Here is a 23,984-nt window from a genome sequence, read left to right as displayed (position 1 = left end):
TCAGCCCGCCGACGGCGACGGGGAGGCCGACGCAGACGGTGAGGCGCTGGTGGTGGCCGGCACGTAGGGCACCGCGCTGCCCTTGACGTATTCGTCCCAGCTGGTCGACCAGTCGGTCCAGCCGTTGCCCCACTTCACCTTCTCCTCGGTGCCCTTGATGATGACCGGGTCGCCGATGCGGGTCTGCTTCCACAGCCACTCCGCGTGCGCGGCGGAGATGTTGGTGCAGCCGTGGGACACGTTGCGCTTGCCCTGGTCGCCCTCGGACCACGGCGCCGAGTGGATGTACTCGCCGTCCCAGGTGAGCCGCTGCGGCCAGTACACCTTCGTCCGGTAACCGCCGCTGGAGCTGGCCGGGACGCCGAAGGTGGTCGAGTCGAACCACTCCCACTCGTTCTTGATCATGACGATGAAGTTGCCGCTCGCCGAGGGGCTCTTCGGCTTGCCGAGGCTGACCGGGATGGTGCGCACCAGCTGGCCGTCCTGGGTCACGGTCATCTGCTTGGTCGCGTTGTCGACCTCCATGACGAACTTCGGCCCGACGGTCGCGGTGAACGAGACGTCGCGCTCGCCCCACCACTTGCCGTCCAGGTTCGTCCCGCCGGTGCGGGCGTTGACCTGCAGCTTGGTGCCCGACTGCCAGTACTCCTTCGGGCGGAAGTGCAGCTCCTTGCCGGTGAACCAGTTGAACGCGCCCTCCTGCGGCGGGTCGCTGGTCACCTGGATGCGCTGCTGGACCGCGGCACGCTGGGCCGGCGCGACGTCGACGCCGAACGTGATGATGACCGGCATCCCGACGCCGACGGTCTGCTTGTCGTTGATGATGCTGGTGACCTTGCCGAGCTTGCCGGGCTTCGCCATGGTCGTGAATGTCGTGGTCGCCGTCGTCGGCTTGCCGTCGGTCGACGTGGCGGTGACCGTCGCGGTGTACTTGGTGCCGTACTTCAGCTGCCCGGCCGGCTGCCAGCCCTTGCCGTCGGCGCCGGCCATGCCGGTGACCTCCGCGCCGCTCGCGTCGGTGAGCTTGACGGTGACGCTGGCGGCGTTGGTGGCCGTGTAACCGACATCAACGGCGGTGGGCACGTTGGCCGCGCCGTCGGCGGGGCCGCTGATCGCGAGCTGCACCGGCAGCGCCGGGGGTGCCGAACTCGCCGACGGCTGGCCCTGCGCCGCGTCGCCGTCCTTGCTGTCCGGTTTGCTGGTGCAGGCGGCCAGCAGCAGCGCCGCCGGGGCGGTCAGTCCCACGGCCGCCAGCACGCGGCGGCGGGAGATGCGCGGGGGTGGTGTGTATGTCATTGAGGTGTTCGCCATCCGGGTCTCTGAGGTGTCGCCGGGTGCTCCGGCGGGACGGAACGGTTAATCATGTGACGCTGCGTGGCACCGCGAACGTTTACGGTCGGCGGAACGCGCCCGGTCAGCGGCGCCAGACCTGCAGCTCGGCCAGCGACGGCCGGTCCGGTGGCCGCCCGGCGGGGGAGTCCCGGTCCACCGCGGCGGAGGGGTCGCCGGCCGGGTAGCCGGTGCCGCCGCGGTCGTGGCTGGTGACGGACGGGTGCAACCGCCCGGTGGTGCGGTGGTCGGCGCCGTGGTCACAGCGGGTCGGCCCGCCCGGCTGGCACTCGGTGTCGGCCTGCTGCGTGCTGGCGCTCGGGCCGCCGCGGTCCGCGGTCACGTTGTGGACGGTCCGCGCCGCGGTCACGTTGTAGGCGGTCCGCGACGCGGTCACGTTGTGGACGGTCCGGGCCGCGCCACCGACAGCCAGCCAGCTCACTGCGAGTGCCAGCAGGAGAACGGTCAGCAACCGTTCGGGGCGCCCGGGCCGCGCGACTGGCCCCCAGCCCACGATTGGTCTCCCCATGCCCGCCCCCGTCGTTCCCGTGCAGGCTACATTGGCCGGCCCAGGGAAACGAGGTCGGGACGCGGCCCGAGATGGCGTGTATTGCTGGTATTTCGCCGGTTTTCACTCGACTGGCGCTTGCCGGGGCCTTGGATATGCTGGCCGCGATGCTGACTTCGACCCGGCGTGTGCCCCAGGTCCTGTTGTTCCTGATTACCCTGCTGGTGGGGGTGGTCGGGATCGCCGACCCCGCGGCCGCCGAGCCCGGCGAGGACGGCGGCCAGAACCTCACCGTCCGCCAGGCGCTCGACAAGGCAAACGCCGAATACAACGACGCCAAGGGCCGGCTCGACAAGTCTGTCGCCGACGAGGCCGCGATCACCGAGCAGCTCACGGTGACGCAGGCCCGCGTCGGGGAGCTCGAGGCGACGGCCGGCACCCTGGCCAACGCCGCCTACCGCGGCAAGCGGATCAGCCTGGCCAACGTGCTGCTCGCCAGCGACGACCCCGACACCGTCATCCACGGCATGACCACGGTGCAGTACATGCTGTCCCGCGACGACAAGCAGCTGCACGAGCTGGCGGAGACGCGCAAGCAGCTGGAGCAGCAGAAGACCGACCTCGCCGCGGCGGTCGCCAACCAGCAGGCCCAGCTGAAAATCATGGAGACCAACAAGAAGGCCGCCGAGGACGCGCTGAAGAAGGCGGGCGGCGGCGGCGCCACCACCGGCGCGCCGAGCGGCGGCAAGGTCACCACCAACCCCGTCGGCCGCAACAGCGACGGCTCCTACGCCAAGCAGGGCTGCAGCGAGAACGACCCGACCACCAGCGGATGCATCAGCCCGCGGATGCTCAACGCCTACAACGAGGCGCGCAAGGCCGGCTACACCCACTACACGTCCTGCTACCGCAGCGGCGGCGGTGGCGACCATCCGGCGGGCAAGGCCTGCGACTTCTCCGCCAACGCCAAGACGTTCGTCGACGCCAGGGCCACCGGCGCCGACCAGCAGTACGGCGACGCCCTCGCCGCCTGGTGCATCGCCAACGCGAAGAACCTCGGCGTCAAGTACGTCATCTGGTACAAACGGATCTGGCAGCCCAGCAGCGGCTGGAAGTCCTACGGCGGCGACGGCACCCCCGCCGGCGACCACTACAACCACGTGCACCTGTCGATGCAGTAGGCGGTACCAGAGACTCCTAGGATGGCGCGATGCGCACTCCGCCGAGATCCGCCGACCTGCTCAGCGCCTTCCCCGAGCTGGCGGCCCACGCCCGGACGGCGACCCGCCTGCACCCGCGGCCGGCCCCCGTGCGGGCGCTCGACAGTCACGTCGGCGGCCCGTTGCGGTGGCCGTCCGACGAGCCGTGGCCCATGTGCGCGCACCAGGTCATGGTGTACGAGGAGGTCCCGCTCCCGCTCGACCTGGTGACCCGGATGCGTCAGGCGGAGGCCCGTCGCGTCCAGCACCACATCCTCGCCGAAGGGGAGGTCGAGCTGCACGAGGAGATCGCCGCGTTCGTCGGCCCCGGCTTCTCCGGCTGGGGCACCACGAACAACGGCCCCGTCGTCGGCCGCCGCACCGTCGACGCGCCACACCCGACGCCCACCCCGCTCATCGCGGTGGCACAGCTGCGCGCCGCCGACATCCCCGACCTGCCCCGCCCCGACGGCGCCGACCTGCTGCAGATCCTCTGGTGCCCGTTCGACCACGCCGACACCAACTGGGGCCCCGCCCTGGCCCTGCGCTGGCGCCGCGAGGCGGACGTCACCGAACCCTTCCTCGCCCCACCCACCGGCGACGTGGGCGAAGACGAGTACGTGCCCGAGCCGTGCCGGCTGTACCCGGAGCAGGTGGTCGACTACCCGTTCTGCCAGGAGCTGCCCGCCGACCTGCAGGACCGGCTGAAGGCGGACGAGCGGTACCTGTACTCCGCGATCGCACCCGGCTGGAAGGTCGGCGGCTACGCGTCGTGGCACGTGACCGACCTGCAGGCCACCCCGTGCCCACAGTGCGCCGCCCCCACCAACCTGCTGTTCGTCATCGACTCCAAGGAGTACGACAGCGCCACCCGCGAATACTGGCAGCCCCTGGACGACCCCGACCCGGACGACGCTCAGGAGCCGACCGGCGTGATCGTCGGCCGGTACAGCGCCCTACGGATCTTCGCCTGCCTCACCTGCCCCGGCACGCCCATCGTCACCGACCTCCAGTAGCCGGGCTTTGACCGACGCCGCGTCAGACTGCGCAGGCGTCGTCAACTGAGGCGGCCGGGACCTTTGGCAAAGGCCACATACAGTGCCGGCCCGATGGGGAACGACACGATGATGATCAATTTCCAGGTCGAGCGGTCGAAGTGTCGTAGCTGTCGATCGGGTGTGCTGCCGAGGTTTGCAAGGCATCGAGCGTCGATCCATGCGACCGCCGCCACGATCATCACCATGGCCGTCAAGGCGGCCCATGTGCTGCTCCCGCTCATCGATCCTCCACCTATTCTCACCGCGCCGAACTCGCCGATGTGCCGACGGCGACGCTGTATCGGCAGGTCGCCCGCCTGCTCGACGCGGGAGTCCTGCAGGTCGTCGCGGAGCACGAGGTCCGCGGCGCGGTACGGCGCACGTACGTCCTGCGACCGAGCGCCGCAGTGATCACGCCGGACCAGATCGCGACGATGAGCACTGACGACATGCGCCAGGCGTTCCTCGCATTCGTGGCCGGGCTGCTCGGCGACGTCGACCGCTACCTGGCCGGCAAGGACGTCGACCCGATCCGCGACGGGGCGGACTTCCGGCTGGCCGGACTGTGGCTCGACGACACCGAATTCACCACCCTGCTCCACGACCTCATGCGCGTCCTGCAGCCCGCCGCGGCCAATCCACCGGCGCCCGGCCGCAAACGCCGCATCCTGGCCACCGTGCTGCTCCCCGGCGAAGAACACACCGGGCAACCACCAACCCAATGACCCAGCTGCCGCAGGTCGATCCGTGCACCCGATGTTGACGTGAACAGGCGATCGACTTGAGTTCGTCGTGGATGTCTCATGGTTCGGGTGTGGCGATGGTCAGTGCGGCAACGGCGCGGGTGCGTTCGTCGGGCGGTAGGTGCCAGGCGAGTCCGGCGATGGCGTAAGCCTGCCAGTAGGCGTCCTGGATGGCGTCGGCCGCGGCGACTGCCTGGTTGAGTTGGCCGGTTGACAGGTGCGGGGCGATCGCGCACAGTCCCCGGGCGCGCCACTGTTCACGGTGGATCTCGGTGATCATGGCGAGTGCCTCGGTGCGCAGGTGGGTCGGCAGGTGCGGGGTGAGACGGGCGACTTCGAACATGCGCCAGTTCTCGTGGCGGATGGTGCCGGCGGCCTGCAGTGTGCGGCGGAGGACGGTGGTCCGCCGGCTGTCGGGTAGGTGGGGGGCGAGGTGGATCATTGCCTCGACCTGCGCGGCAGCGCCGTGGATGCGGTCGGTGACGGCATCGGCGGCGGTGAGTGCCTGGTCCAGCACGGCGGCGCGCTGTTCGTCTGGCAGGTGCGCGAGGAGACCGGCCAGCGTTCTGACGCGGGTGTACGGCTTGGTGAGGGCGCCGGCCGCGGCCAACGCCTGTTGCAGGGCTGCGGGGCGCCGCTCGGCCGGCATGTGCGGGGCGAAGGCCGTCATCACCTTGGCGCGTTCGTCGTCGTTGACGATGGCTTCGGCCGCGGTCCATGCCCGGGTGGTCAACGTGGTCGGCAGGTGCGGCGCGAGCGCGGCCAGCGCGCTGGCGCGTCGGCCGACCTCGATCAGGGCACATGCCGTGGCAGTTGCTTCGGTGAGCAGGTCGGTCGGCAGGTGCGGCGCGAGTTCGCCGAACATGAACATCAGGTTCTCGCCGAAGGTGGCGTCCTGCATCGCGGTCACGGCCGGCCGCAGGACGGTGCTGCGCTGATGGTCCGGCAGGTGCGTGGCGAGGCTGGTCAAAGCACTGACCTTCCAGTGTCCGCCGGTGATGGTCGCGGCTGCGGCCGTCGCGTGTCGCAGGACGGCGGTTTGCTGCTCGTCGGGCAGATGCGGGATGAGCCCGGTCAACGCTGTGACCCGGGCGTACGGGTCGGTGATGGCGGTGGCCGTGGCCACCGCTTCGGCGCGCAGATCGGCCGTCAGGTGCGGGGCAAGCGCTGTCAACGCCTCGGCACGCGGGCGTTCCTCGGTGATGGCGCCGGCGATGGCCAGCGCCTGATCGAGGTAGGCGGTTGGTACCTGCGCCGCGAGGTGGGCGAAGGCCTCACCGCGGTCCTCCGGCACCGGCAGGCGTTCGATGTGCCACAGCACCCGCTGGGCCGACCACACCGGTGGATATCAGCAGTCCCAGCAGATCAGCCGGGATGACATCACCTGGCCTGTGGATACCGAGCAACGCCGGAACGCCGGGGCCTGTCGCATCCCACACGTCGTATGAGCTGACCACCGGCACAGTTAGAGCTGTCGGTCGTCGCGGTGGCGGCCGAGGGCACGACCGTACCGCTCGGCGATCCCCGGCATGAGGCTTTCGCCGTCGGCCGGGCGGTCCAGCCCGAAGACGTAGCCGGGGAAGTCCAGCGTCTGCTGCACGGCCCAGATCCCGTCATGGTCCTCGGCGGGAAGGATGCGGGGAGGATCGCCGACCGCCACCCAGCCGATGGGGACCATGGAGTCCGGTGGCAGCACCGTACGGAGGTGGACGACGCCGTTGATGCGGACCTCGCTGCGTGTGCCGATGCTGGCTCCGTTGAACACCCGGCTGCCGGTCGCCAGGAAAACCTCGTCGTCCACCTGGCAGCCGGTCAGGCAGGAGGTGGGTCCGACCAGGACCCGGCAGCCGAGTCGCAGGGGGTCGCGGCGGGTACCGCGCAGGACGGCGTTCTCCATGACGATGCTGTCTGCGCCGATTTCGACCGGCCCGCCCTCGGCGGTGAGCACGGCGCCGAACAGCACTCGACAGCCCGGCCCCACCCGGACATCCCCGCTGAGGGTCGCTGTCGGCGCAACGTAGGCGGTGGGGTCAATGGTCGGCGAACAGCCCTCGTGCTCAAACAACATGGGTCCGATGATGCCGCAAGATCGCATCGCGGCTGGGGCATCTGCGTGTCGGCCCCCGTGAGACCCGCGGCAGGAGGTGCCGGGGGTGTCAGAAGCGGTCGAACTTGCTTTCGTCGATGTCGGGGACCATGGTCTCGACGGCGCGGGGGGAGTAGGTGCCGGCGCCGTTGCCGCCGTACTGAGTGGTGTTGTAGTTCAGGCCCTTTGACTGGGCCTTGGACTGGGACACGTCGCGTTGTGGGCGGTTGCCGCTGACGGCGGCGCGGCGGCTGCCGGAGCCGGTGGAGTCGGTGGTGAAGAAGGCCATCATGTTCTGCAGCTGATGGGTCTGCGCGGCCATCTCCTCGGCGGTGGCGGCCAGTTCCTCGCTGGAGGACGCGGTCTGCTGGGTGACCTTGCCGATCTGGGTCATTGCGATGTTGATCTGGTGTACGCCGGTGGACTGCTCGCCGCTGGCGGCCGCGATCTCCTGGACCAGATCCGAGGTTCTGGTGATGCTCGGGATTATCTTGTCGAGCAGCGCGCCGGCGTGTTCGGCGGTCGTCACGCTGCCGGCCGCCAGTTCGCTGATCTCCTGGGCCGCGACCTGGCTGCGCTCGGCGAGCTTGCCGACCTCGGTGGCGACCACGGCGAAGCCCTTGCCGTGTTCGCCGGCCCTGGCGGCCTCGATGGTGGCGTTCAGGGCGAGCATGTTCGTCTGGAAGGCGATGTCGTCGATGATGCCGATCTTGCTGGTGATCTGCTTCATCGCGTCGAGTGTCTTCTGGACCGCGCCGCCGCCGTCGTGGGCCTCGGTCGCGGCGCTCGTCGCGATGCCCTCGGTGGTGCGGGCGTTCTCGCTGTTCTGGGCGATGCCGGCGGTCATCTGCTCGATGCTGGCGGTGGTCTCCTCCACGCTGGCGGCCTGCTCGGTGGCGGCCTGCGACAGGCTCTGCGAGGCGCCGCTGATCTGGCTGGAGGCGTTGCTCAGCTGGGTCGCGGAGTCCACGACGGTGCTCACCGTGTCGGCCAGGCGGTCCAGCGCACTGTTCAGCGCGGCGCCCATGCGGCCGACCTCGTCCCGGCTCGCCACCGTGACCCGCTTGTCCAGGCGACCCTCGGCCATCGCGGACAGCACGGCGACCGTCTCGTTCAGCGGCTTGGAGATCGACCGGCTGATCAGCAGTACCACGGTGAACGCGAGCACCAGCGCCACAACGATCATCCCGATCGACAGGATTCGCGAGGTGTCGTAGGTGGACTTCGACTCGGCCAGCGTCGACTGGGCGGCCTTGTTCTCCTGCTCGACGAGGTTGGTCAGCGCGGTGTCGATGGCCGCGGCCATCGGCGCACCCTGGCCTTTGGTCGCCTTGTTGAAGTCCTCGTAGTTGTTGGCCTTCGCCAGCGGGATCAGCTGCTCCGTCAGCAGCGTCTGGTACGCCTCCCACGAGGTGCTGAACGCTTCCTTGTCGGTCTTGCCGCTCTGCGGATCCCGGGCGCTGAAGGTCCGCCAGCTCTCGTCCAGCGCGTCGACGGCGGTCTTCAGCTTCTGCTCGACGGCGTCCTTCTCGGCGGTGGTCTGGCCGAGTGCCAGCTCCCGGATGAGATACCTGAGGTCCTTGTAGTCGCCGCCGACGTCGTCGACCATCTGGACGGTTCGCAGGTTCTTGCTGTACAGCACGTCGAGACGTTCCTGGGCGTTGCCGAGCTGGACCAGCCCGAACACCCCGATCGTGAGCAGCAGCACCGACACCACGCCGGCCAGGCTGCCCAGTTTCCAGGCGACGGACAGGTCGCGGAATCCGGAACGGCGTCGTTCGCCGGTTGCGTCTGCCATGTCCTGGGCCTCCTCAGGAGTTGGATCATGCTCCCTGATCATCGGCCCGGCACCGCGAACGTCTGAGTATTTCCGCCACGAACCTCGCGTCATCCGATCGGGCGGAAGGCTCCTGAAACCCGGTGAAGCCGCCGTGAATCCGTGCGGCCGCACGATCGGTGCAGTCGTGGCGTACCAGCGCCACAGCGACGACCGGGAAAGGAGGGACGTGGCTACCACCCCGTCCCCGTCGGCGATCACGAGCTCCGGATTGCGCAAGTCGTTCGGCGACCACGTGGTGCTCGACGGCATCGATCTGGACGTCCCCCGGGGGACGGTCTTCTCGCTGCTCGGCCCCAACGGGTCGGGCAAGACGACCACGGTACGGATCCTGTCCACGCTGATCCGTCCCGACGGTGGGCAGGCGTCCGTCGCCGGGCACGACCTGGACCGGGAGGCGGGCGCGGTGCGGGCGGCGATCGGGGTCACCGGTCAGTTCTCCGCGGTCGACGGCCTGCTCACCGGCGAGGAGAACCTCCTGCTCATGGCGGACCTGCACCACCTCGGCCGGGCCGAGGGCCGGCGCCGGGCCGCGGACCTGCTGGGACGCTTCGACCTGCGCGACGCGGCGAAGAAGACCGCTGCGACCTACTCCGGCGGCATGCGGCGCCGGCTCGACCTGGCGATGACGCTCGTCGGCGACCCCAGCGTCATCTTCCTCGACGAGCCGACCACCGGGCTCGACCCGCGCAGCCGGCGGACCATGTGGCAGATCATCCGCCGGCTCGTCGCCGGTGGGGTCACGGTCTTCCTGACCACGCAGTACCTGGACGAGGCCGACGCCCTCGCCGACCGGATCGCCGTGCTGGACCACGGCAGGATCGTCGCGACCGGCACCGCGGACGAGCTGAAGCGGCAGATCCCGGGCGGGCACATCCGGCTGCGGTTCGCCGACGCCGCCGGGCTCGACGCGGCCGCCCGGGTCTTCGACGGCGCGGCCCGCGACGACGAGACCCTGGCGCTGCGGGTGCCCGGCGACGGTGGTGTCGGGTCGCTGCGGGCGCTGCTCGACCGGCTCGACGCGGCCGCGATCACGGTCGCCGACCTGTCCGTGCACACCCCCGACCTCGATGACGTCTTCTTCGCCCTGACCGGCAGCAACCCGACGACCGACCCGACCAGCGATCCGACGACCGACCCGACCACCGAACTGAGCACCGGGCCGACCACCGGCCCGGCGACCGAGAAGGAGACCGCGCGATGAGCTCGCTCACCCATACCGTGGCCGACTCCACCACGATGCTGCGCCGCAGCCTGCGGCACACGCTGCGGTACCCGGCCTCGATGGTCACCTCCCTCGCGATCCCGGTGCTGTTGCTGCTGCTCTTCGTCGGCGTGTTCGGCGGCGCGATCGGCGCCGGCATCGTCCACGACGGCGGCGGCTACATCGACTACATCGTGCCGGGGATCCTGCTGGTGACGGTCGGCTACGGCGCCTCGACCACCGCCCTGGCCGTGAACAAGGACATGACCGAAGGCATCATCGACCGGTTCCGCACCATGGCGATCGCCCGCAGCTCGGTGCTCACCGGTCATGTGCTCGCGGCCACGATCCGCACCTTCGTGAGCATGGCGCTGGTCATCGGGGTGGCGCTGCCGATGGGGTTCCGGCCGACCACCGACCCGGTGCGGTGGGTCGCCGCGGCCGGCGTCGTGCTGCTGCTCGTCCTGGCCCTGACCTGGCTGGCCGTCGCGATCGGGCTGGCGTCGCCGACCGTGGAGGGCACGACCGGCTTCCTGCTCATCGTGCAGGTGCTGCCGTTCGTCAGCAGCGCGTTCACCACGACCGAGTCGATGTCGGGGCCGGTGCGCTGGTTCGCCCAGAACGAGCCCTTCACGCCGATCATCGACACGGTGCGGGGACTGCTGATGGACACCCCGGTCGGCGGGCGCGGCATCGTCGCCGTCGCCTGGTGCGTCGGGCTGGCGCTCGCCGGCTACCTGTGGGCCCGCGCGGCCTTCAGCCGCCCGCCCCGACCGTAACCCGCGACAAAGCGGCCGTAAGACCGCGACAAACAAGGGGCCGCGATCAGCCGGTCTCCGCGGTGGTGAGGCCGCGACGTTCCTGCAGGGCCGCCGACGCGGCACCCCGCAGCTCGTCGCGGTCCAGGCCGGCATACGCCGCCACCGCAGCGGCGTAGGCGGCGGTGGCGGACAGCTCGGCGAGCAGCTGCGCGTACGCGGCGGGCATCGTCGGCTGGAACTCCCGCATGAACCGGAAGCACGCGGCGAGCGCCGTCATCCGCGCCGCGGACGCCGTGACGCGCCCGTCGCCGGTGCGCCGCCCGCGTTCGAGGTCGACGGCGGCGAGGGCGAGCAGCAGCGCCCCACGGATCGGGTCGCCGACGTCGGTCCCGTCGCCGGGCCCGGCGAGCAGCCGCGACAGCAGGTCCGGCAGGTCACCGGCGATGTCCCGGACCAGGTCGAGCCGGCCGTGCTGGGCGTGTGCCAGCACCGCCGCGGCCTGGACCTCCATCGCCCACGCCAGGGACCCCGGCAGCTCACGGGGGACGCCGGCGGGATCCCGGAGCTGGTCGGCGACCTGGCGCCACAGCTGCAGCCCGCCGTCGACGTCGCCGCGGGCGAGCAGGATCTCCGCACGGACCGAGGTGCCGAACATGTACATGTCGGCGGCGACGTCGCCCTCGCCGGCGTGTTCCAGCCAGTGCTCCGCCTCGTCGAGCGCACCACGTTGCAGGCTCGCAAGGGCCATCGCACCGCGTACCCGGGAGGCACTCGACGACACGCCGGGCTGCCGCAGCCCGTCCAGCACCGCGAGGGTCTCGGCCAGGTGCACGGCGCCCTCCTCGCCGTGGCCGGCCTGCAGGCACAGCTCGCCGACGCGGGAGTGCGCCACGGCCCGCATCCACGGCGTCGCCCAGCCGCCGAACGCGGCGAGCATCCTCCTGGCGGCCTGCAGCGCGGCCTCCAGGTCGTGCTGCTGCTCGAAGATGTAGCTGGCGGCGCCGTTGGCCACCCCGGCCAGCAGCGGCTCGTCGCTGTCGCACAGCGCCCGCAGCCCGTCCAGGTCCTCGATCAGGGTCCGCACGACCGTGTCGGCGGCGCCCATCAGCGTGCCCGGCGGGACCACCGGCAGCCGGCGCAGGGTGGCCAGCAGGCGCCTCGGCAGCGTTGCCCGCATGAGCATGTCGTTCATCGCGCACAGCAGCACCGCGGTGTGGGTCGCCTCGGCCGTCTCAGGGGTGGGCCGGGTGTGCGACAGGACCCAGGCGGCGTCCTTCGTCAGGGCCGTCATCCGCAGGAAGTTTCCCTCGACGGACCACAGGCCGGCCAGGACCGCGGCCGCCGCCGCGACCGTCGGGCCGTCGGCCCGGTCGAGCCCGTGCCGCAGGGCCAGCATGAGGTTGTCCTGCTCCACGCGGATGCGTTCCGTCGCCGGGATGAGGTCGGCGCCGAAGACCGAGCCGGCGTGGGCGGCGCCGAACTCCCTGGCCCACGCCAGCAGCCCGTCGACCGCGCGGCCGGTCTCGCCGGCCCGCTCCCGGTGCGCGGTGCTGAACTCGCGGACGGTCTCCAGCATCCGGAACCGGGTGCCGGCGCCGGTGTCGGTGACCTTCAGCAGCGACTGGTCGGCGAGCTGGGTGAGCACCGCCACGACGTCGCCGTCGCCGAGGACGTGCCGGGCGGCGCCGGCGGTGAACCCGCCGGGGAACACCGACAACGCCCGCATCGCGGCCCGGCCGGAGGGTTCCAGGAGGTTCCAGCTCCAGTCGATGACGGCGTGCAGCGTGCGGTGCCGCAGTGGGGCGTCCCGCGCCCCGCCGCGCAGCAGCGCGAACCGGTCGTCGAGGCCGCGGGCGATCTCGGTCACCGACATGACCCGCACGCGGGCCGCGGCGAGCTCGACCGCGAGGGGCAGGCCGTCGAGGTGGGTACACAGGTCCCGCACCGGCCCCGCGGGCAGGTCGGCGCCCGGCCGGGCCGCCCGCGCCCGCTGCAGGAACAGCTCCACCGTCGGGTCCAGGCGCAGCTCGGGCAGCGGGTACACCGACTCCGACGACAGCCCGAGCGGCGCGCGGCTGGTGGTCAGCACCCGGAGGTCCCGGGTCGCCGACACCAGCGACCCGACCAGGTCGGCCACGCCCCCCACCACGTGCTCGCAGTTGTCCAGCACCAGCAGCGCCGGGCCGGCGCCGAGCGCGTCGACGATCGCGGTCACCGCCGTGGCGGCGTCCCCGGTGGCGCCGAGCGACGCGGCGACCTCCTGTGCGACGTCGGCGTCGGCGGCGACCCCGGCGAGCGCGACCAGGTGCACGACCGGCTGCCGCGCCTGCCGGCTCACCGCATACGCGAGGCGGGTCTTGCCGAGGCCGCCGGTGCCGACCACCGACGTGACCCGCGCCGTGGTGAGCAGCGCCGTCACCGCCGCGATGTCGTCGTCGCGGCCGAGCAGCGGGTTCGGATCGTGCGGTACGCCGCTGCGCACGGCCGGCGCCTCGTCGCGCAGCAGCTGCCGGTGCGCCTCCTGCAAAGCCTGGCCGGGGTCGGCGCCGAGCTCGTCGCGCAGCACCTTGCGGTAGGTCTCGTACCTGGCGAGGGCGGCGGGAGGGCCGGCCGTGGCCGCCTCGCAGCGCAGCAGCTCCAGCAGGACCGCCTCGTCGCGGGGGCGCCGCCCGGCCAGCTCGGCGAGCGGCCCGACGGCCTCGGCGTGGCGCCCGAGCCGCGACAACGCGAGGGCCCGCGCGGTGCGCAGCGACTGCCGTGTCTCCTCCAGCTCGGCGCGCAGCGCGGACAGCGGATCGGCGAGGCCGGGGTCACCGGGCTCGGCCGCCGCCCACAGCGCGAGCCCCGCCTCGGCACTCGCCAGGGCGCCACCGTGGTTCTCAGCGCGCGACAGCTCGGCGGCCTCCGCCGCGTGCAGCAGGGCGGCGGACGTGTCCACCTGCGCCGCCGGCACGGCCAGCCGGTATCCGACGGCGGTGCGCACGATGATGTCGGCGCCGGCCTGTGCCCGGGCCCGCGACACGATGACCTGCAGCGCCTTTGCCGGGTGCTCCGGCCGCTCGTCGGGCCACAGGCCGTCCACGAGCCGGGCGGTGCCGCAGCCGGTGCGCAGGTCGCCGGCGAGCAGCGCGAGCAGCCCGCACTGCCGCGGGCCGACGATCTCCCGCCCCCGGTATGCCACCCGCCCCAGCAGGATCAACTCGACGGTCACGGGCCCAGGTTAACCAGCGGCCTGGAACGGCTCGTCGATCGGGAAGTGGATGGGGCTGAGCAGGTACTGCGACCGCCCCGGCGCCGGGGTGTTGGCCAGCCGGGGCAGGATGGCCCGGCGCAGCTCGCCGATCAGCTCGAGCAGCTCGTCGGGGCTGAGCCACAGCGCGTGCTGCCGGTAGCCGACCAGGTCCGCGACCGGGTCGGCGTGGTCGCGGCCGAGGTAGGCGTCGAACTCGGCGAGCAGGGCGGCCATGGCGACGCCGAAGCTGCGCCGGTAGTCGTCCAGTGTCAGCGACTCCAGGCTGCCGGCGTCGATGACGGCCCGGTCGGGGCGCAGCCGGTAGTGGCGTTCGACGGCGCCGCGGACCCGGCGCTCGTCGGCGACCTCGAGGACGCCGCCGTCGCACAGCAGGTCGATGTGGCGATAGACGGTGGCCTTGGAGACGTCCGGGAGCCGCTCGCACAGCTGTGCGGTGGTGAGCGTCCGCCCGCCGCGCAGCGCGTGCACGACGCGCAGCCGGACGGGGTGCGCCAGCAGTTCCAACGGGTCCATTCCAACATTCTTACATGTGCTACCGTTCGCAAACATGAGAAAGGTGGACGTCGTCGGCCTCATGTGCGCCGGCCGTTTCGAGGCCCTCGAGGCCCTGTTCGCGCCGCCGCTGCGCGCGGTGGTCTCCGCCGAGACCGTCCGGGTGGCCTGGCAGGTGGAGATCGACCGGCGGGGCGAGGTCCGCACGGTCGGCCCGCCGTCGACCGAGGCCATGCCTGGCGGCCTGGTCCGGGTCAGCGTCCCGGTGGCCTGCGAGCGGGGTGACCTCACCGTCGTGATGTCGGTCGACGACGCCGGCCTGCTGCACGGGCTGCGGCTCGCGGCCGCCGCGGGCACAGCGTGGGCCCCGCCGGACTACGTCAAGGCGCGCCGGTTCGCCGAGCACGACGTCACCGTGGGTGCCGGGTCGCTCGCCGTGGGCGGGACTGTCAGCGTGCCGCGTGGCCGCGGCCCGCACCCCGGGGTCGTGCTGCTCAGCGGCGGCGGGCCGTTCGACCGCGACGCCACCACCGGGGCCAACAAGCCGCTCAAGGACCTGGCCTGGGGCCTGGCCAGCCGGGGTGTGGCGGTCCTGCGGTTCGACAAGGTCACCCACACCCATCCGGCCGTGTCGGCGCCCGGCTTCACGGTGCACGACGAATACGTGCCGCACGCGGTCGCCGCCGTCAACCTCCTGCGGGGGCAACCGGCGGTGGACCCCGCCCGGGTCTTCGTCCTCGGCCACAGCATGGGCGGCAAGGTGGCCCCGCGGGTGGCGGCCGCCGAGCCCGCCGTCGCCGGTCTCGTCCTGCTCGCCGGCGAGGCGCAGCCGATGCAACGCTCGGCCGTGCGGGTGGTGCGGCACCTCGCCGCCCTGCGGCCCGGCCCGGAGTCCGACGCCGCCGTCGAGACGGTCACCCGGCAGGCCGCGCTGGTCGACAGCCCGGGCCTGACCCCGGCGACGCCGGCCGCCGACCTGCCGTTCGGGCTGCCCGCGACCTACTGGCTGGACCTGCGCGACTACGACCCGGTCGCCGCCGCGGCGGACCTGGACGTGCCGATGCTCCTCGTCCAGGGCGGCCGCGACTACCAGGTGACCGTCGCCGACGACCTCGCCCGGTGGCGGTCGGGGCTGGCGCATCGTCCCGGCGTCACCTTCCACGTCCACGACACCGGCAACCACCTGTTCTTCCCCGGGCACGGCCCGTCGACGCCGGCCGAATACGAGCCAGCCCAGCACGTCGACCCGGCGGTGGTGACGCTCGTCGCCGACTGGCTCGCGGCGGCACGCCGGTAGCAGCCCCACCGGATGCGTGCGATCCGCGCCGCGGGCGACGTGACACGCCGAGAGGACCGGCCGGCACGACATGTGCGCAGCCGACCCCGGGCGCCGGCTGCGCACAGCGTCTGCGCAGCCGGCCCGGCGGGCGGGTCAGAACAGCAGTTCCAGGGGTCCACGCAGGAAGTACACGATGAACAGCACGGCCACGCCGTAGAGCAGCGGGTGCACCTCGCGGGGCTTGCCGGCGGCCACCTTGATCACCACGTAGGAGATGATGCCGGCGCCGATGCCGTTGGAGATCGAATACGTGAACGGCATGAGCACGATCGCGAGGAACGCCGGCAGCGCGATCTCGTAGTCGGACCAGTCGATGGTGCGCACGGCCGTCATCATCAGGAAGCCGACGACCACCAGGGCGACCGACGCGGCCTCGAACGGCACCACCGTCACCAGCGGCGCGAAGAACATCGCCACCAGGAACAGCGCGCCGGTCACCAGGCTCGCCACGCCCGTCCGCGCGCCCTCGGCCACACCTGAGGCGCTCTCGATGTAGCTGGTGTTGCTCGACGTGCTGGCGGCGCCACCAGCGGCCGCGGCGATCGAGTCGACCAGCAGGATCTCCCGGGTCCGCGGCGGCATGGCCTCCTCGTCGAGCAGGTCACCCTCCTGGGCGACCGCGACCATCGTGCCCATCGTGTCGAAGAAGTCGGTGATGAGCAGGGTGAACACGAACATGATCACGATCAGGACGCCGGCGGTCTGCCACGAGTGCAGGACGTTGAAGTGCCCGAGGAGGGACAGGTCCGGCTTGTCGATGACCTTGTCCGGCAGGACGGGGACGTTGAGGCTCCAGCCCTTCGGGTTCGGCTTGCCGTCCACGAACGACGGGCCCGCGTTCGCGATCGCCTCGATGATGATCGCGAGCACCGTCGAGGCGAGGATGCCGATGAGGATCGCGCCGCGGACCTTGCGCACCACCAGCACGACGGTGAGCAGCAGACCGACCCCGAACGCGAGGGCCGGCCAGCTGATCAGCTTGCCGCCGATGCCGAGCCCGACCGGGACGGTGGTGTTGGCCGCGTCCGGCACGCGCCGCACGAACCCCGCGTCGACGAAGCCGATCAGCGCCAGGAACAGCCCGATGCCGACCCCGATGGCGGTCTTGAGCTGCGTGGGTACGGCGCGGAACACGGCCGTGCGCAGGCCGGTGAGCACGAGGACGGCGATGAGCACACCCTCGATGACGACGAGACCCATGGCGTCGGCCCAGGTCATCTGGGGTGCGATCTCGAACGCGACGAGCGCGTTGACACCGAGCCCGGCGGCGAGCGCCAGCGGGAAGCGGGCGACGACGCCCATGAGGATGGTCATCACCCCCGCGACGAGGGCCGTCGCGGAGGCGACCGCGGCGATCGCGAGCTTCCCGCCGGTGCTGTCGACGCCACTGCCGAGGATGAGCGGGTTGAGCACCACGATGTAGGCCATCGTGAAGAACGTGGCGAGACCGCCGCGGATCTCCCGGCTCAGCGTCGAGCCGCGTGCGCTGATTTCGAAGAACCGGTCGAAGCCGTTGCGCGGCGCGTCCCGGGTCGTGGTGGTCGCCACGCCGGCGGACAGATCGTCCATGGTGCCTCCCTGGAAGTCAGTACCCCCTGACGCGCGATGATCCCACCTGCGGAGCGGGAATCAATGGCAGGCAGGTTTCGTGCGTGCAACAGCGGGTCAGTTGGGGCCGTGCGCACATCGCTGAACCGTTCGGCCGTCGTCCTGCCACCGCTCGCCCTGGCCGTCCTGGTCGCGGTATGGGGCCGGCACCTGCCGATCCCGATCGAGGTCGTCGTCGTGGCCCTGCTCGCCGGGTCGGTGCTCGCCGCCGTCCACCACGCCGAAGTCGTCGCGCACCGCGTCGGGGAGCCGTTCGGCTCGCTCATCCTCGCCGTGTCGGTCACCGTCATCGAGGTCGGCCTGATCATCGCGCTCATGGTGTCCGGCGGCTCCGGCACGGCGACCCTCGCGCGGGACACCGTCTTCGCCGCCGTCATGATCACCTGCAACGGCATCGCCGGGCTGTCGCTGCTGGTGACCGCGCTGCGCAGCCACGTCGCGGTGTTCAACTCCGAAGGTACCGGCGCCGCCCTCGCCGCCGTCATCACCCTCGCGACGCTCAGCATGGTCCTGCCGACCTTCACCACCAGCGCGCCGGCGCCGCAGTTCACCGGCCCGCAGCTGGCGTTCGCGGCGACCGCGTCGTTGACGCTCTACGCGCTGTTCGTGGTGGTCCAGAACGTGCGGCACCGTGAATATTTCCTGCCCGTCACCGGCCCCGCCGAGGAGCACACGAAGTTTCCGTCCCTGCGGCAGGCCCTCGCCAGCCTCGTGCTACTCATCGTCGCGCTGGTCTCGGTCGTCGGCCTGGCCAAGGTCGAGTCCGGCACGATCGAGGCCGGCGTCGCCCGCGTCGGGCTCCCGCACTCCTTCGTCGGTGTCGTCATCGCCGTGCTGATCCTGCTGCCGGAGACCCTCGCGGCCGTCCGCAACGCCCGCCGCGACCAGGTCCAGATCAGCCTCAACCTCGCCCTGGGCTCCGCGATCGCGAGTATCGGGCTGACCATCCCCTCGATCGCCGTCGCCTCGATCTGGCTCGAAGGGCCGCTGATCCTCGGCCTCGGCGCCACCCAGATCGTGCTGCTCACGCTCACCGCCGGGGTCGGTATCCTGACCGTCATGCCTGGCCGGGCCACGCTGCTGCAGGCCGCCGTACACCTGTCCATCTGCGCCGCGTTCCTGTTCCTCGCCGCCAGCCCATAGACCGGCGCCGACGCCCGGGGAGGGGCCGGTGCGCGGGCGGCGAGCCCGGCCCGACTACCCTGCTTGTCTGAACCTGCCGGCGACCCGAGGATGGTCTTCCGTAATGATCGAGCCAGTGCGGCTGCCGTCGCCGTGGTGTGACGAGCCCCTGACCGTGGTCGTTCCGACCTACAACGAGGCAGGCAACCTGCCCCGGCTGGTCGAGCGCCTGTTCGCCCTGCCATTGTCGGGGCTGAGGATCCTCATCGCCGACGACAACTCGCCCGACGGCACCGGCGAGGTGGCGGAGAAGCTGGCCGCCGAGCACCCCGGACGCATCCGGGTGGTGCACCGCCCGGGCAAGGAGGGCCTCGGCCGGGCGTATGTCGACGGCATCGGCAAGGCCCTCGAGGACGGCGCCACGTACGTGGCGCAGATGGACGCCGACCTGTCGCACCCGCCGGAGGCGCTGCCCGGCATGCTCGGCGCGCTGCTGTCCACCCACGCCGGCGTGGTGATCGGGTCACGCTACGTGCCCGGCGGCCAGCTCGACGACGCGTGGCCGCTCTACCGGCGGATGCTGAGCGGCTGGGCCAACCTGTACGTGCACACCCTGCTGCAGGTGCGGATCCGGGACCTGACCGCCGGCTTCAAGATCTGGCGCGCGGACGCGCTGCAGGCGATCGGCCTGGACCGGGTCCAGTCCAACGGCTACAGCTTCCAGGTCGAGATGCACTTCCTGGCCACGAAGCTGGGGCAGACCATCATCGAGGTGCCGATCCGCTTCGAGGAGCGCACCGACGGCGTGTCGAAGATGACCACAGGCACCAAGGTCGAGAGCGCGATGATGCCGTTCCTGCTCCGCCTGCGCCACCGCAAGATCGCCCGTACCCGCGCCCAGCTGGGCAAGTCCGCAGGCTGAGCGCGGGCCGCGCTCAGACGGACAGCATGGCGGCGGCGCCGCTGGTCCTGAACCAGGTGGTCAGGTCCGCCGGCGGCATCGGCCGGGCGTAATGGTAGCCCTGGGCGATGTCGCAGCCGAGCTCCCGCAGCGCGGCGACGTGGGCGGCGCCCTCCACGCCCTCGGCGACGACCGTCATGCCGAGGTTGTGGCCGAGCTCGATCGCGCCGCGGACCAGCACGGCGTCCTCGGGGTCGGCATCCATGTGCATGACGAACGTGCGGTCGACCTTCAGCTCGTCGACGGGCAGGCTCTTGAGATACGCCATGGACGAGTACCCGGTGCCGTAGTCGTCGATGGACAGCCGTACCCCGAGGCGGTGCAGCGCGGTGAGCGTCTCGGTGGCCAGGGCCGGGTTCGCCATGACGGCCGTCTCGGTCACCTCCAGCCGCAGCAGTTCGGCGGGCAGCTCGTGCTCGTGCAGCAGCCGCGTCACGTGCCCGACCAGGTCGGGGTCCAGCAGGCAGCGCGGCGACAGGTTGACCGCGATCGGCACGGGCAGCCCGTCGTCGAGCCAGGTCCGCGCCTGCGCGACGGCCAGGCGCAGCACGTACAGGGTGAGCCGGGTGATGAGGCCGGTGGTCTCCGCGACCGGGATGAACTCGGCCGGCGGGATCGCCCCGCGGGTCGGGTGCGCCCAGCGCACCAGGGCCTCGGCGCCGCACAGCCGGCCGTCGTCGAGCCGGATCTTCGGCTGGTAGTGCAGGGTGAGCTGGTCCGTGACGTCCAGCGCCCGGCGCAGGTCGCCGAGCAGCAACAGCCGGTTGCCGTCCTCGGTGTGCATGTTCGGCCGGTACAGCGTCGCGCCGGTCTTGCTGTCCTTCGCCGTGTACATCGCGATGTCGGCGCAGCGCAGCAGCGCGTCGGTGTCCGTGGCGTGCTCCGGCGCGACCGCGATGCCGATGCTGACCTCGACGTCGACCGCGACGTCGTCCAGTGCGAAGCTGCGGTGCAGTTCGCTCTGCAGCCGCGCGGCCAGGCCGGCGGCGTCGGCGGCGGACGCGCCGGGCAGCAGCACCGCGAACTCGTCGCCGGACAGCCGCGCGACCACGTCACCGGTCCGCAGCGCGCCGGTGGTCCGGGTGGCGACCTGCCGCAGCAGTTCGTCGCCGTACTGGTGCCCGAGGGTGTCGTTGACCTCCTTGAACCGGTCCAGGTCCAGCAGGAGCACGGCGAGGCCACGGCCGTCGGCGTCGCACAGCGCCTCCGTGGTGCGGTCGGTGAACAGGGTCCGGTTCGGCAGCCCGGTGAGCGCGTCGTGTGACGCGTGGTACTCGTGCTCGGCCGCGTGGCGCAGCAGCCGGCGCTGGTAACCGCCGGCGACGAAGGCGAACACGACCAGCAGCGCGAGCCCCGCGCCGAACGTCGCGGTCGTGGCGGTGAAGACGATGCCCTCGACGCGGTGCAGCTCGCTCATCGCCTGGGCCGCGTCGGCCGCGCTGAGCGTCGCGGCGCTGTGGACCAGGCCGCCGATCTGCTCGGCGGCCGGGTCGACGACGCCGTTGTCGATGCCGGCGGCGGCCGCCGTGTCGCCGAGGTCGACGGCGGCGAACAGCCGGTCCATCGCGCCGAGGTAGATCTCCTGCGACTCCCGCACCTTGGCGACGATGTCCCGGTCCGCGGCGGTGCCGTGCACCTCGATGTCCCGCAGCGCCACCTCGAGCGCGCCGGACGCCCCGCGGAACAGCTCGTGGGCCTGCTCGCCGGGCTCCAGCCGGTACCGCTGCTCGGCGATCTCCTCCAGGGCCACGGCGTCGTCGGCCAGCTCGTACGCCTTGGCGATCGCCGTCGCGGCGATGGCGGTGTTCGCCGACGCGCGGGTCCGGGTCGTGCCCACGACGCTGACGCCCGTCAGGCCGAGCAGGACGACGGCGAGTCCGAGCACGGCGCCGCTTCGGAGCAGTCGGGATGATCGCAGCGCCACGGTTCCTCCTGTCCCACCGTCAGGCGGCTCCGCCAGCCGAAGCGCCGACCCTGCCATCGGCCCGCGGTGCCGACATCTGACCCCTCCGGTCGGGAGCAAACCGGTTGCGGCGCTGCCCGCCTGTCACCCTGGACGGCCTTGAACATCGATTCACGTACACGTGGCGGCCACCTGCCGGGCCTACCGTCCGGCCTCATGGCGAATGTCGACCGGCGCACCTTCCTCCAGCTGGCGGCCGCGGCCGCCGTGCCGCTGCCCTTCGAGCGGGCGTTGACGATCCCGGCGCACAACCGCACCGGCTCGATCGAGGACGTCGAGCACATCGTGATCCTCATGCAGGAGAACCGCTCCTTCGACCACTACTTCGGCACCATGCGCGGCGTGCGTGGCTTCGCCGACCCGCACCCGGCGACGCTGCCCAACGGCAAGCCCGTGTGGCACCAGCCGGACGGCGACGGCGAGCTGCTGCCCTTCCGCCCGCCGGTGCGCGACCTCGGGCAGACCTTCCTGCCCGACCCGCCGCACGGCTGGAACGACACGCACGCAGCCTGGAACGGCGGCCGGCACGACCAGTGGGTGCCGAACAAGGGCGTCACCACGATGACCCACCACACCCGCGCCGACCTGGCCTACCACCACGCGCTCGCGGACGCGTTCACCGTCTGCGACAACTACCACTGCTCGCTGCTCGGCCCGACCGACCCCAACCGCTACCACATGTGGTCCGGCTGGGTCGGCAACGACGGCAAGGCCGGCGGCCCGGTCATCACCAACGCCGAGGCCGGCTACGACTGGTCCACCTACCCGGAGCGGCTCGACCGGGCCGGCATCCCGTGGAAGGTCTACCAGGACGTCGGCCTCGGGCTCACCGCCGAGGGCTTCTGGGGCTGGACCAACGACCCGTTCATCGGCAACTACGGCGACAACTCGCTGCTGTACTTCCACCAGTACCAGAACGCCGCGCCCGGCACCCCGCTGGCGAAGGCCAAGGTGGGCACCGAGGTCAACAAGGCGGGCCGCAGCCCCGACGCCCTGCTGACCGACTTCGCCGCCGACGTGCGGGCGGGCAAGCTCCCCGCGGTGTCCTGGATCGTGGCACCCGAGGCGTACACCGAGCACCCGAACTGGGAGCCCGGCTACGGCACCTGGTACACCTCGAAGGTCATCGACATCCTCGCCTCCAACCCGGCGGTCTGGAGCAAGATGGCGCTGTTCATCACCTACGACGAGGAGGGCGGCTTCTTCGACCACCTCGTCCCGCCCACGCCGCCGGCGACCCGCGCCCAGGGCCTGTCGACGGTCCCGGTCACCAACGAGATCTTCCCCGGCGACGCCGGCCACCCGGCCGGCCCGTACGGGCTGGGCATCCGCGTGCCGATGGTCATCGTGTCGCCATGGACCCGCGGCGGCTACGTCAACTCGCAGCTGTTCGACCACACGTCGCTGATCCGCTTCCTCGAGGCGCGCTTCGCCCGGGGCCGCCGGGACCTGGTCGAATCGAACATCACGCCGTGGCGCCGCGCCGTGGTCGGCGACCTGACCTCAGCATTCGACTTCAAGACGCCCAACTCCTCGCGCCGCGTCGACCTGCCGGACACCGACAGCTTCAAGCCCGACGACCTCACCCGCCAGCCGGACCAGGTCCCGGTCCCGCCCGCCGACCCGCGACTGCCCAAGCAGGAGCGCGGCGTGCGGCCGGCCCGCGCACTGCCCTACACCCTGCACGCCGACGGCCACGCCACCGGCGCCGCATTCAGCTTCGAGTTCCGCAACGAGGGCGCCGCGACCGGCTACTTCCACGTCCGCTCCGCCGACCCGGCGCAGGAACCGCGCGGCTACACCGTCGAACCGGGCCGTCGCCTCACCGACGAGTGGCCCCTCACCGCCGGCGCGCACGACCTGTCGGTCCACGGACCGAACGGCTTCTTCCGCCGTCACAAGGGCGCGGCCGGCGGCATCCAGCAGCAACTGACGATCCGAGCGAGCTACGACGAGCGGCGGCACGAGGTGTCGCTCCGGCTGGCGAACCGGGGCCCGTCACGGCTCGAGCTGACGGTCGCCGACCGGTACGGCAACCGGCGCACGAAGGTCACGCTGCGGGCGGGCGAGACGAAGTCGGTGGAGTGGTCGACCGCGAAGAGCCGCGGCTGGTACGAGCTGACCGTCACCGCCGCGTCCGACCCGGGATTCGGCGCCTGGTACGCCGGCCACCTCGAGGACGGCCAGGAATCCATCAGCGACCCACTGATGGGCGGCCTCGTCTGACATCTGAAAGCCCCTTCGGAACAATTTCGTAGTTGTGGTTCCGCCAGCTCAGGCACACCGTCCTGAGCTGGCAAACCTGTTAACCAGGGCTGCGTTACGGCGCCACTGTGATGGTCAGCCTTGGCAACAGCGGATAGTCCCGAGCTGGGTCCTCCATCGGATCGGACTCCAGCGTAAGTGAGAGTCCGAAGAAGCTCTGTGCCTCGTCGTTGAAGGAGGTCATCGGAGGCAGGCTGCTCCAGTCGAACTCGGCAGGGTTCGATCCCGTCATGCCGGCAAGCTTCACATGACCGGCGGCAAGGTCGATACGGCTCGC

The 23,984-nt window shown here is 71.6% G+C and carries 20 protein-coding genes; 9 read left to right on the top strand and 11 right to left on the bottom strand.

Annotated features, from left to right (window positions below):
- Both AB0K00_RS14150 and AB0K00_RS14145 read right to left on the bottom strand, forming a co-directional pair.
- Positions 1–1,296 (bottom strand): Ig-like domain-containing protein, encoded by a 1,296-nt coding sequence (locus tag AB0K00_RS14150; RefSeq protein ID WP_363520155.1) that lies wholly within the window; start codon positions 1,294–1,296, stop codon positions 1–3.
- A 118-nt stretch (positions 1,297–1,414) separates the two neighbouring features.
- A complete protein-coding gene (locus AB0K00_RS14145; RefSeq protein ID WP_363520152.1) occupies positions 1,415–1,843 on the bottom strand; it encodes a hypothetical protein in 429 nt (142 codons plus the stop codon).
- 161 nt (positions 1,844–2,004) lie between these two features.
- Between AB0K00_RS14145 and AB0K00_RS14140 the strand changes: the two genes are divergently transcribed.
- Positions 2,005–3,018 (top strand): hypothetical protein, encoded by a 1,014-nt coding sequence (locus AB0K00_RS14140; protein WP_363520150.1) that lies wholly within the window; start codon positions 2,005–2,007, stop codon positions 3,016–3,018.
- Between the two features lie 29 nt (positions 3,019–3,047).
- Complete coding sequence (locus AB0K00_RS14135) at positions 3,048–4,052, top strand: hypothetical protein (protein ID WP_363520147.1); 1,005 nt, start codon at positions 3,048–3,050, stop codon at positions 4,050–4,052.
- 41 nt (positions 4,053–4,093) lie between these two features.
- On the opposite strand, the gene AB0K00_RS14130 is transcribed toward AB0K00_RS14135, so the two are convergent.
- Positions 4,094–4,315 (bottom strand): hypothetical protein, encoded by a 222-nt coding sequence (locus tag AB0K00_RS14130; RefSeq protein WP_363520145.1) that lies wholly within the window; start codon positions 4,313–4,315, stop codon positions 4,094–4,096.
- 39 nt (positions 4,316–4,354) lie between these two features.
- Between AB0K00_RS14130 and AB0K00_RS14125 the strand changes: the two genes are divergently transcribed.
- Positions 4,355–4,798 (top strand): ArsR family transcriptional regulator, encoded by a 444-nt coding sequence (locus AB0K00_RS14125; protein WP_363520142.1) that lies wholly within the window; start codon positions 4,355–4,357, stop codon positions 4,796–4,798.
- Positions 4,799–4,874: 76 nt separating this feature from the next.
- On the opposite strand, the gene AB0K00_RS14120 is transcribed toward AB0K00_RS14125, so the two are convergent.
- The 3 genes from AB0K00_RS14120 to AB0K00_RS14110 form a co-directional block, all read right to left on the bottom strand.
- Positions 4,875–6,155 (bottom strand): hypothetical protein, encoded by a 1,281-nt coding sequence (locus AB0K00_RS14120; protein ID WP_363520140.1) that lies wholly within the window; start codon positions 6,153–6,155, stop codon positions 4,875–4,877.
- A 126-nt stretch (positions 6,156–6,281) separates the two neighbouring features.
- Positions 6,282–6,884: a gamma carbonic anhydrase family protein gene (locus tag AB0K00_RS14115; protein ID WP_363520138.1), complete on the bottom strand. Its 603-nt coding sequence runs from the start codon at positions 6,882–6,884 to the stop codon at positions 6,282–6,284.
- Between the two features lie 88 nt (positions 6,885–6,972).
- Positions 6,973–8,700, bottom strand: a complete 1,728-nt coding sequence (locus AB0K00_RS14110) for a methyl-accepting chemotaxis protein (protein WP_363520136.1) — start codon at positions 8,698–8,700, stop codon at positions 6,973–6,975.
- 208 nt (positions 8,701–8,908) lie between these two features.
- On the opposite strand from AB0K00_RS14110, the gene AB0K00_RS14105 reads away from it, so the two are divergent.
- Together AB0K00_RS14105 and AB0K00_RS14100 are read left to right on the top strand one after the other, a co-directional pair.
- Positions 8,909–9,943, top strand: a complete 1,035-nt coding sequence (locus AB0K00_RS14105; RefSeq protein ID WP_363520133.1) for an ATP-binding cassette domain-containing protein — start codon at positions 8,909–8,911, stop codon at positions 9,941–9,943.
- The gene (locus AB0K00_RS14100; protein WP_363520131.1) at positions 9,940–10,722 is read left to right on the top strand and encodes an ABC transporter permease; all 783 of its coding nucleotides are present in this window, start codon (positions 9,940–9,942) and stop codon (positions 10,720–10,722) included. The genes AB0K00_RS14105 and AB0K00_RS14100 overlap by 4 nt, the downstream gene beginning before the upstream one ends.
- Before the next feature lie 46 nt (positions 10,723–10,768).
- On the opposite strand, the gene AB0K00_RS14095 is transcribed toward AB0K00_RS14100, so the two are convergent.
- Positions 10,769–13,915, bottom strand: a complete 3,147-nt coding sequence (locus AB0K00_RS14095) for a BTAD domain-containing putative transcriptional regulator (RefSeq protein WP_363520129.1) — start codon at positions 13,913–13,915, stop codon at positions 10,769–10,771.
- A 9-nt stretch (positions 13,916–13,924) separates the two neighbouring features.
- Entirely contained in the window at positions 13,925–14,470 is a 546-nt protein-coding gene (locus AB0K00_RS14090) for a helix-turn-helix domain-containing protein (protein WP_363520127.1), read from the bottom strand.
- A gap of 34 nt (positions 14,471–14,504) precedes the next feature.
- Here AB0K00_RS14090 and AB0K00_RS14085 point away from each other — a divergent pair, with 34 nt between their 5' ends.
- The gene (locus tag AB0K00_RS14085; protein WP_363520124.1) at positions 14,505–15,746 is read left to right on the top strand and encodes an alpha/beta fold hydrolase; all 1,242 of its coding nucleotides are present in this window, start codon (positions 14,505–14,507) and stop codon (positions 15,744–15,746) included.
- A 135-nt stretch (positions 15,747–15,881) separates the two neighbouring features.
- Here the strand turns inward: AB0K00_RS14085 and AB0K00_RS14080 are convergent, their stop codons facing one another.
- Positions 15,882–17,357, bottom strand: coding sequence for an NCS2 family permease (locus tag AB0K00_RS14080; RefSeq protein WP_363520121.1), 1,476 nt, complete (start codon positions 17,355–17,357; stop codon positions 15,882–15,884).
- 108 nt (positions 17,358–17,465) lie between these two features.
- On the opposite strand from AB0K00_RS14080, the gene AB0K00_RS14075 reads away from it, so the two are divergent.
- Positions 17,466–18,539 carry an ionic transporter y4hA gene (locus AB0K00_RS14075; RefSeq protein ID WP_363520119.1) on the top strand — a complete coding sequence of 358 codons (1,074 nt, stop codon included), beginning with the start codon at positions 17,466–17,468 and terminating at the stop codon, positions 18,537–18,539.
- Positions 18,540–18,642: 103 nt separating this feature from the next.
- A complete protein-coding gene (locus AB0K00_RS14070) occupies positions 18,643–19,440 on the top strand; it encodes a polyprenol monophosphomannose synthase (protein ID WP_363520116.1) in 798 nt (265 codons plus the stop codon).
- A gap of 13 nt (positions 19,441–19,453) precedes the next feature.
- On the opposite strand, the gene AB0K00_RS14065 is transcribed toward AB0K00_RS14070, so the two are convergent.
- Complete coding sequence (locus AB0K00_RS14065) at positions 19,454–21,403, bottom strand: EAL domain-containing protein (RefSeq protein ID WP_363520114.1); 1,950 nt, start codon at positions 21,401–21,403, stop codon at positions 19,454–19,456.
- A 195-nt stretch (positions 21,404–21,598) separates the two neighbouring features.
- Between AB0K00_RS14065 and AB0K00_RS14060 the strand changes: the two genes are divergently transcribed.
- Positions 21,599–23,668, top strand: coding sequence for a phosphocholine-specific phospholipase C (locus AB0K00_RS14060; protein ID WP_363520112.1), 2,070 nt, complete (start codon positions 21,599–21,601; stop codon positions 23,666–23,668).
- A 94-nt stretch (positions 23,669–23,762) separates the two neighbouring features.
- Here AB0K00_RS14060 and AB0K00_RS14055 read toward each other — a convergent pair whose 3' ends face one another.
- On the bottom strand, positions 23,763–23,939 hold the full coding sequence (locus AB0K00_RS14055) for a hypothetical protein (RefSeq protein WP_363520110.1): 177 nt from the start codon (positions 23,937–23,939) through the stop codon (positions 23,763–23,765).
- Between the last annotated feature and the right edge of the window lie 45 nt (positions 23,940–23,984).

The sequence above is a fragment of the Dactylosporangium sp. NPDC049525 genome (assembly GCF_040676755.1).
In the GTDB taxonomy this organism is placed as follows: Bacteria; Actinomycetota; Actinomycetes; order Mycobacteriales; family Micromonosporaceae; genus Dactylosporangium.
Note: the sequence above shows the minus strand (reverse complement) of the source record. Positions and strands in the feature narration are given on the sequence as shown.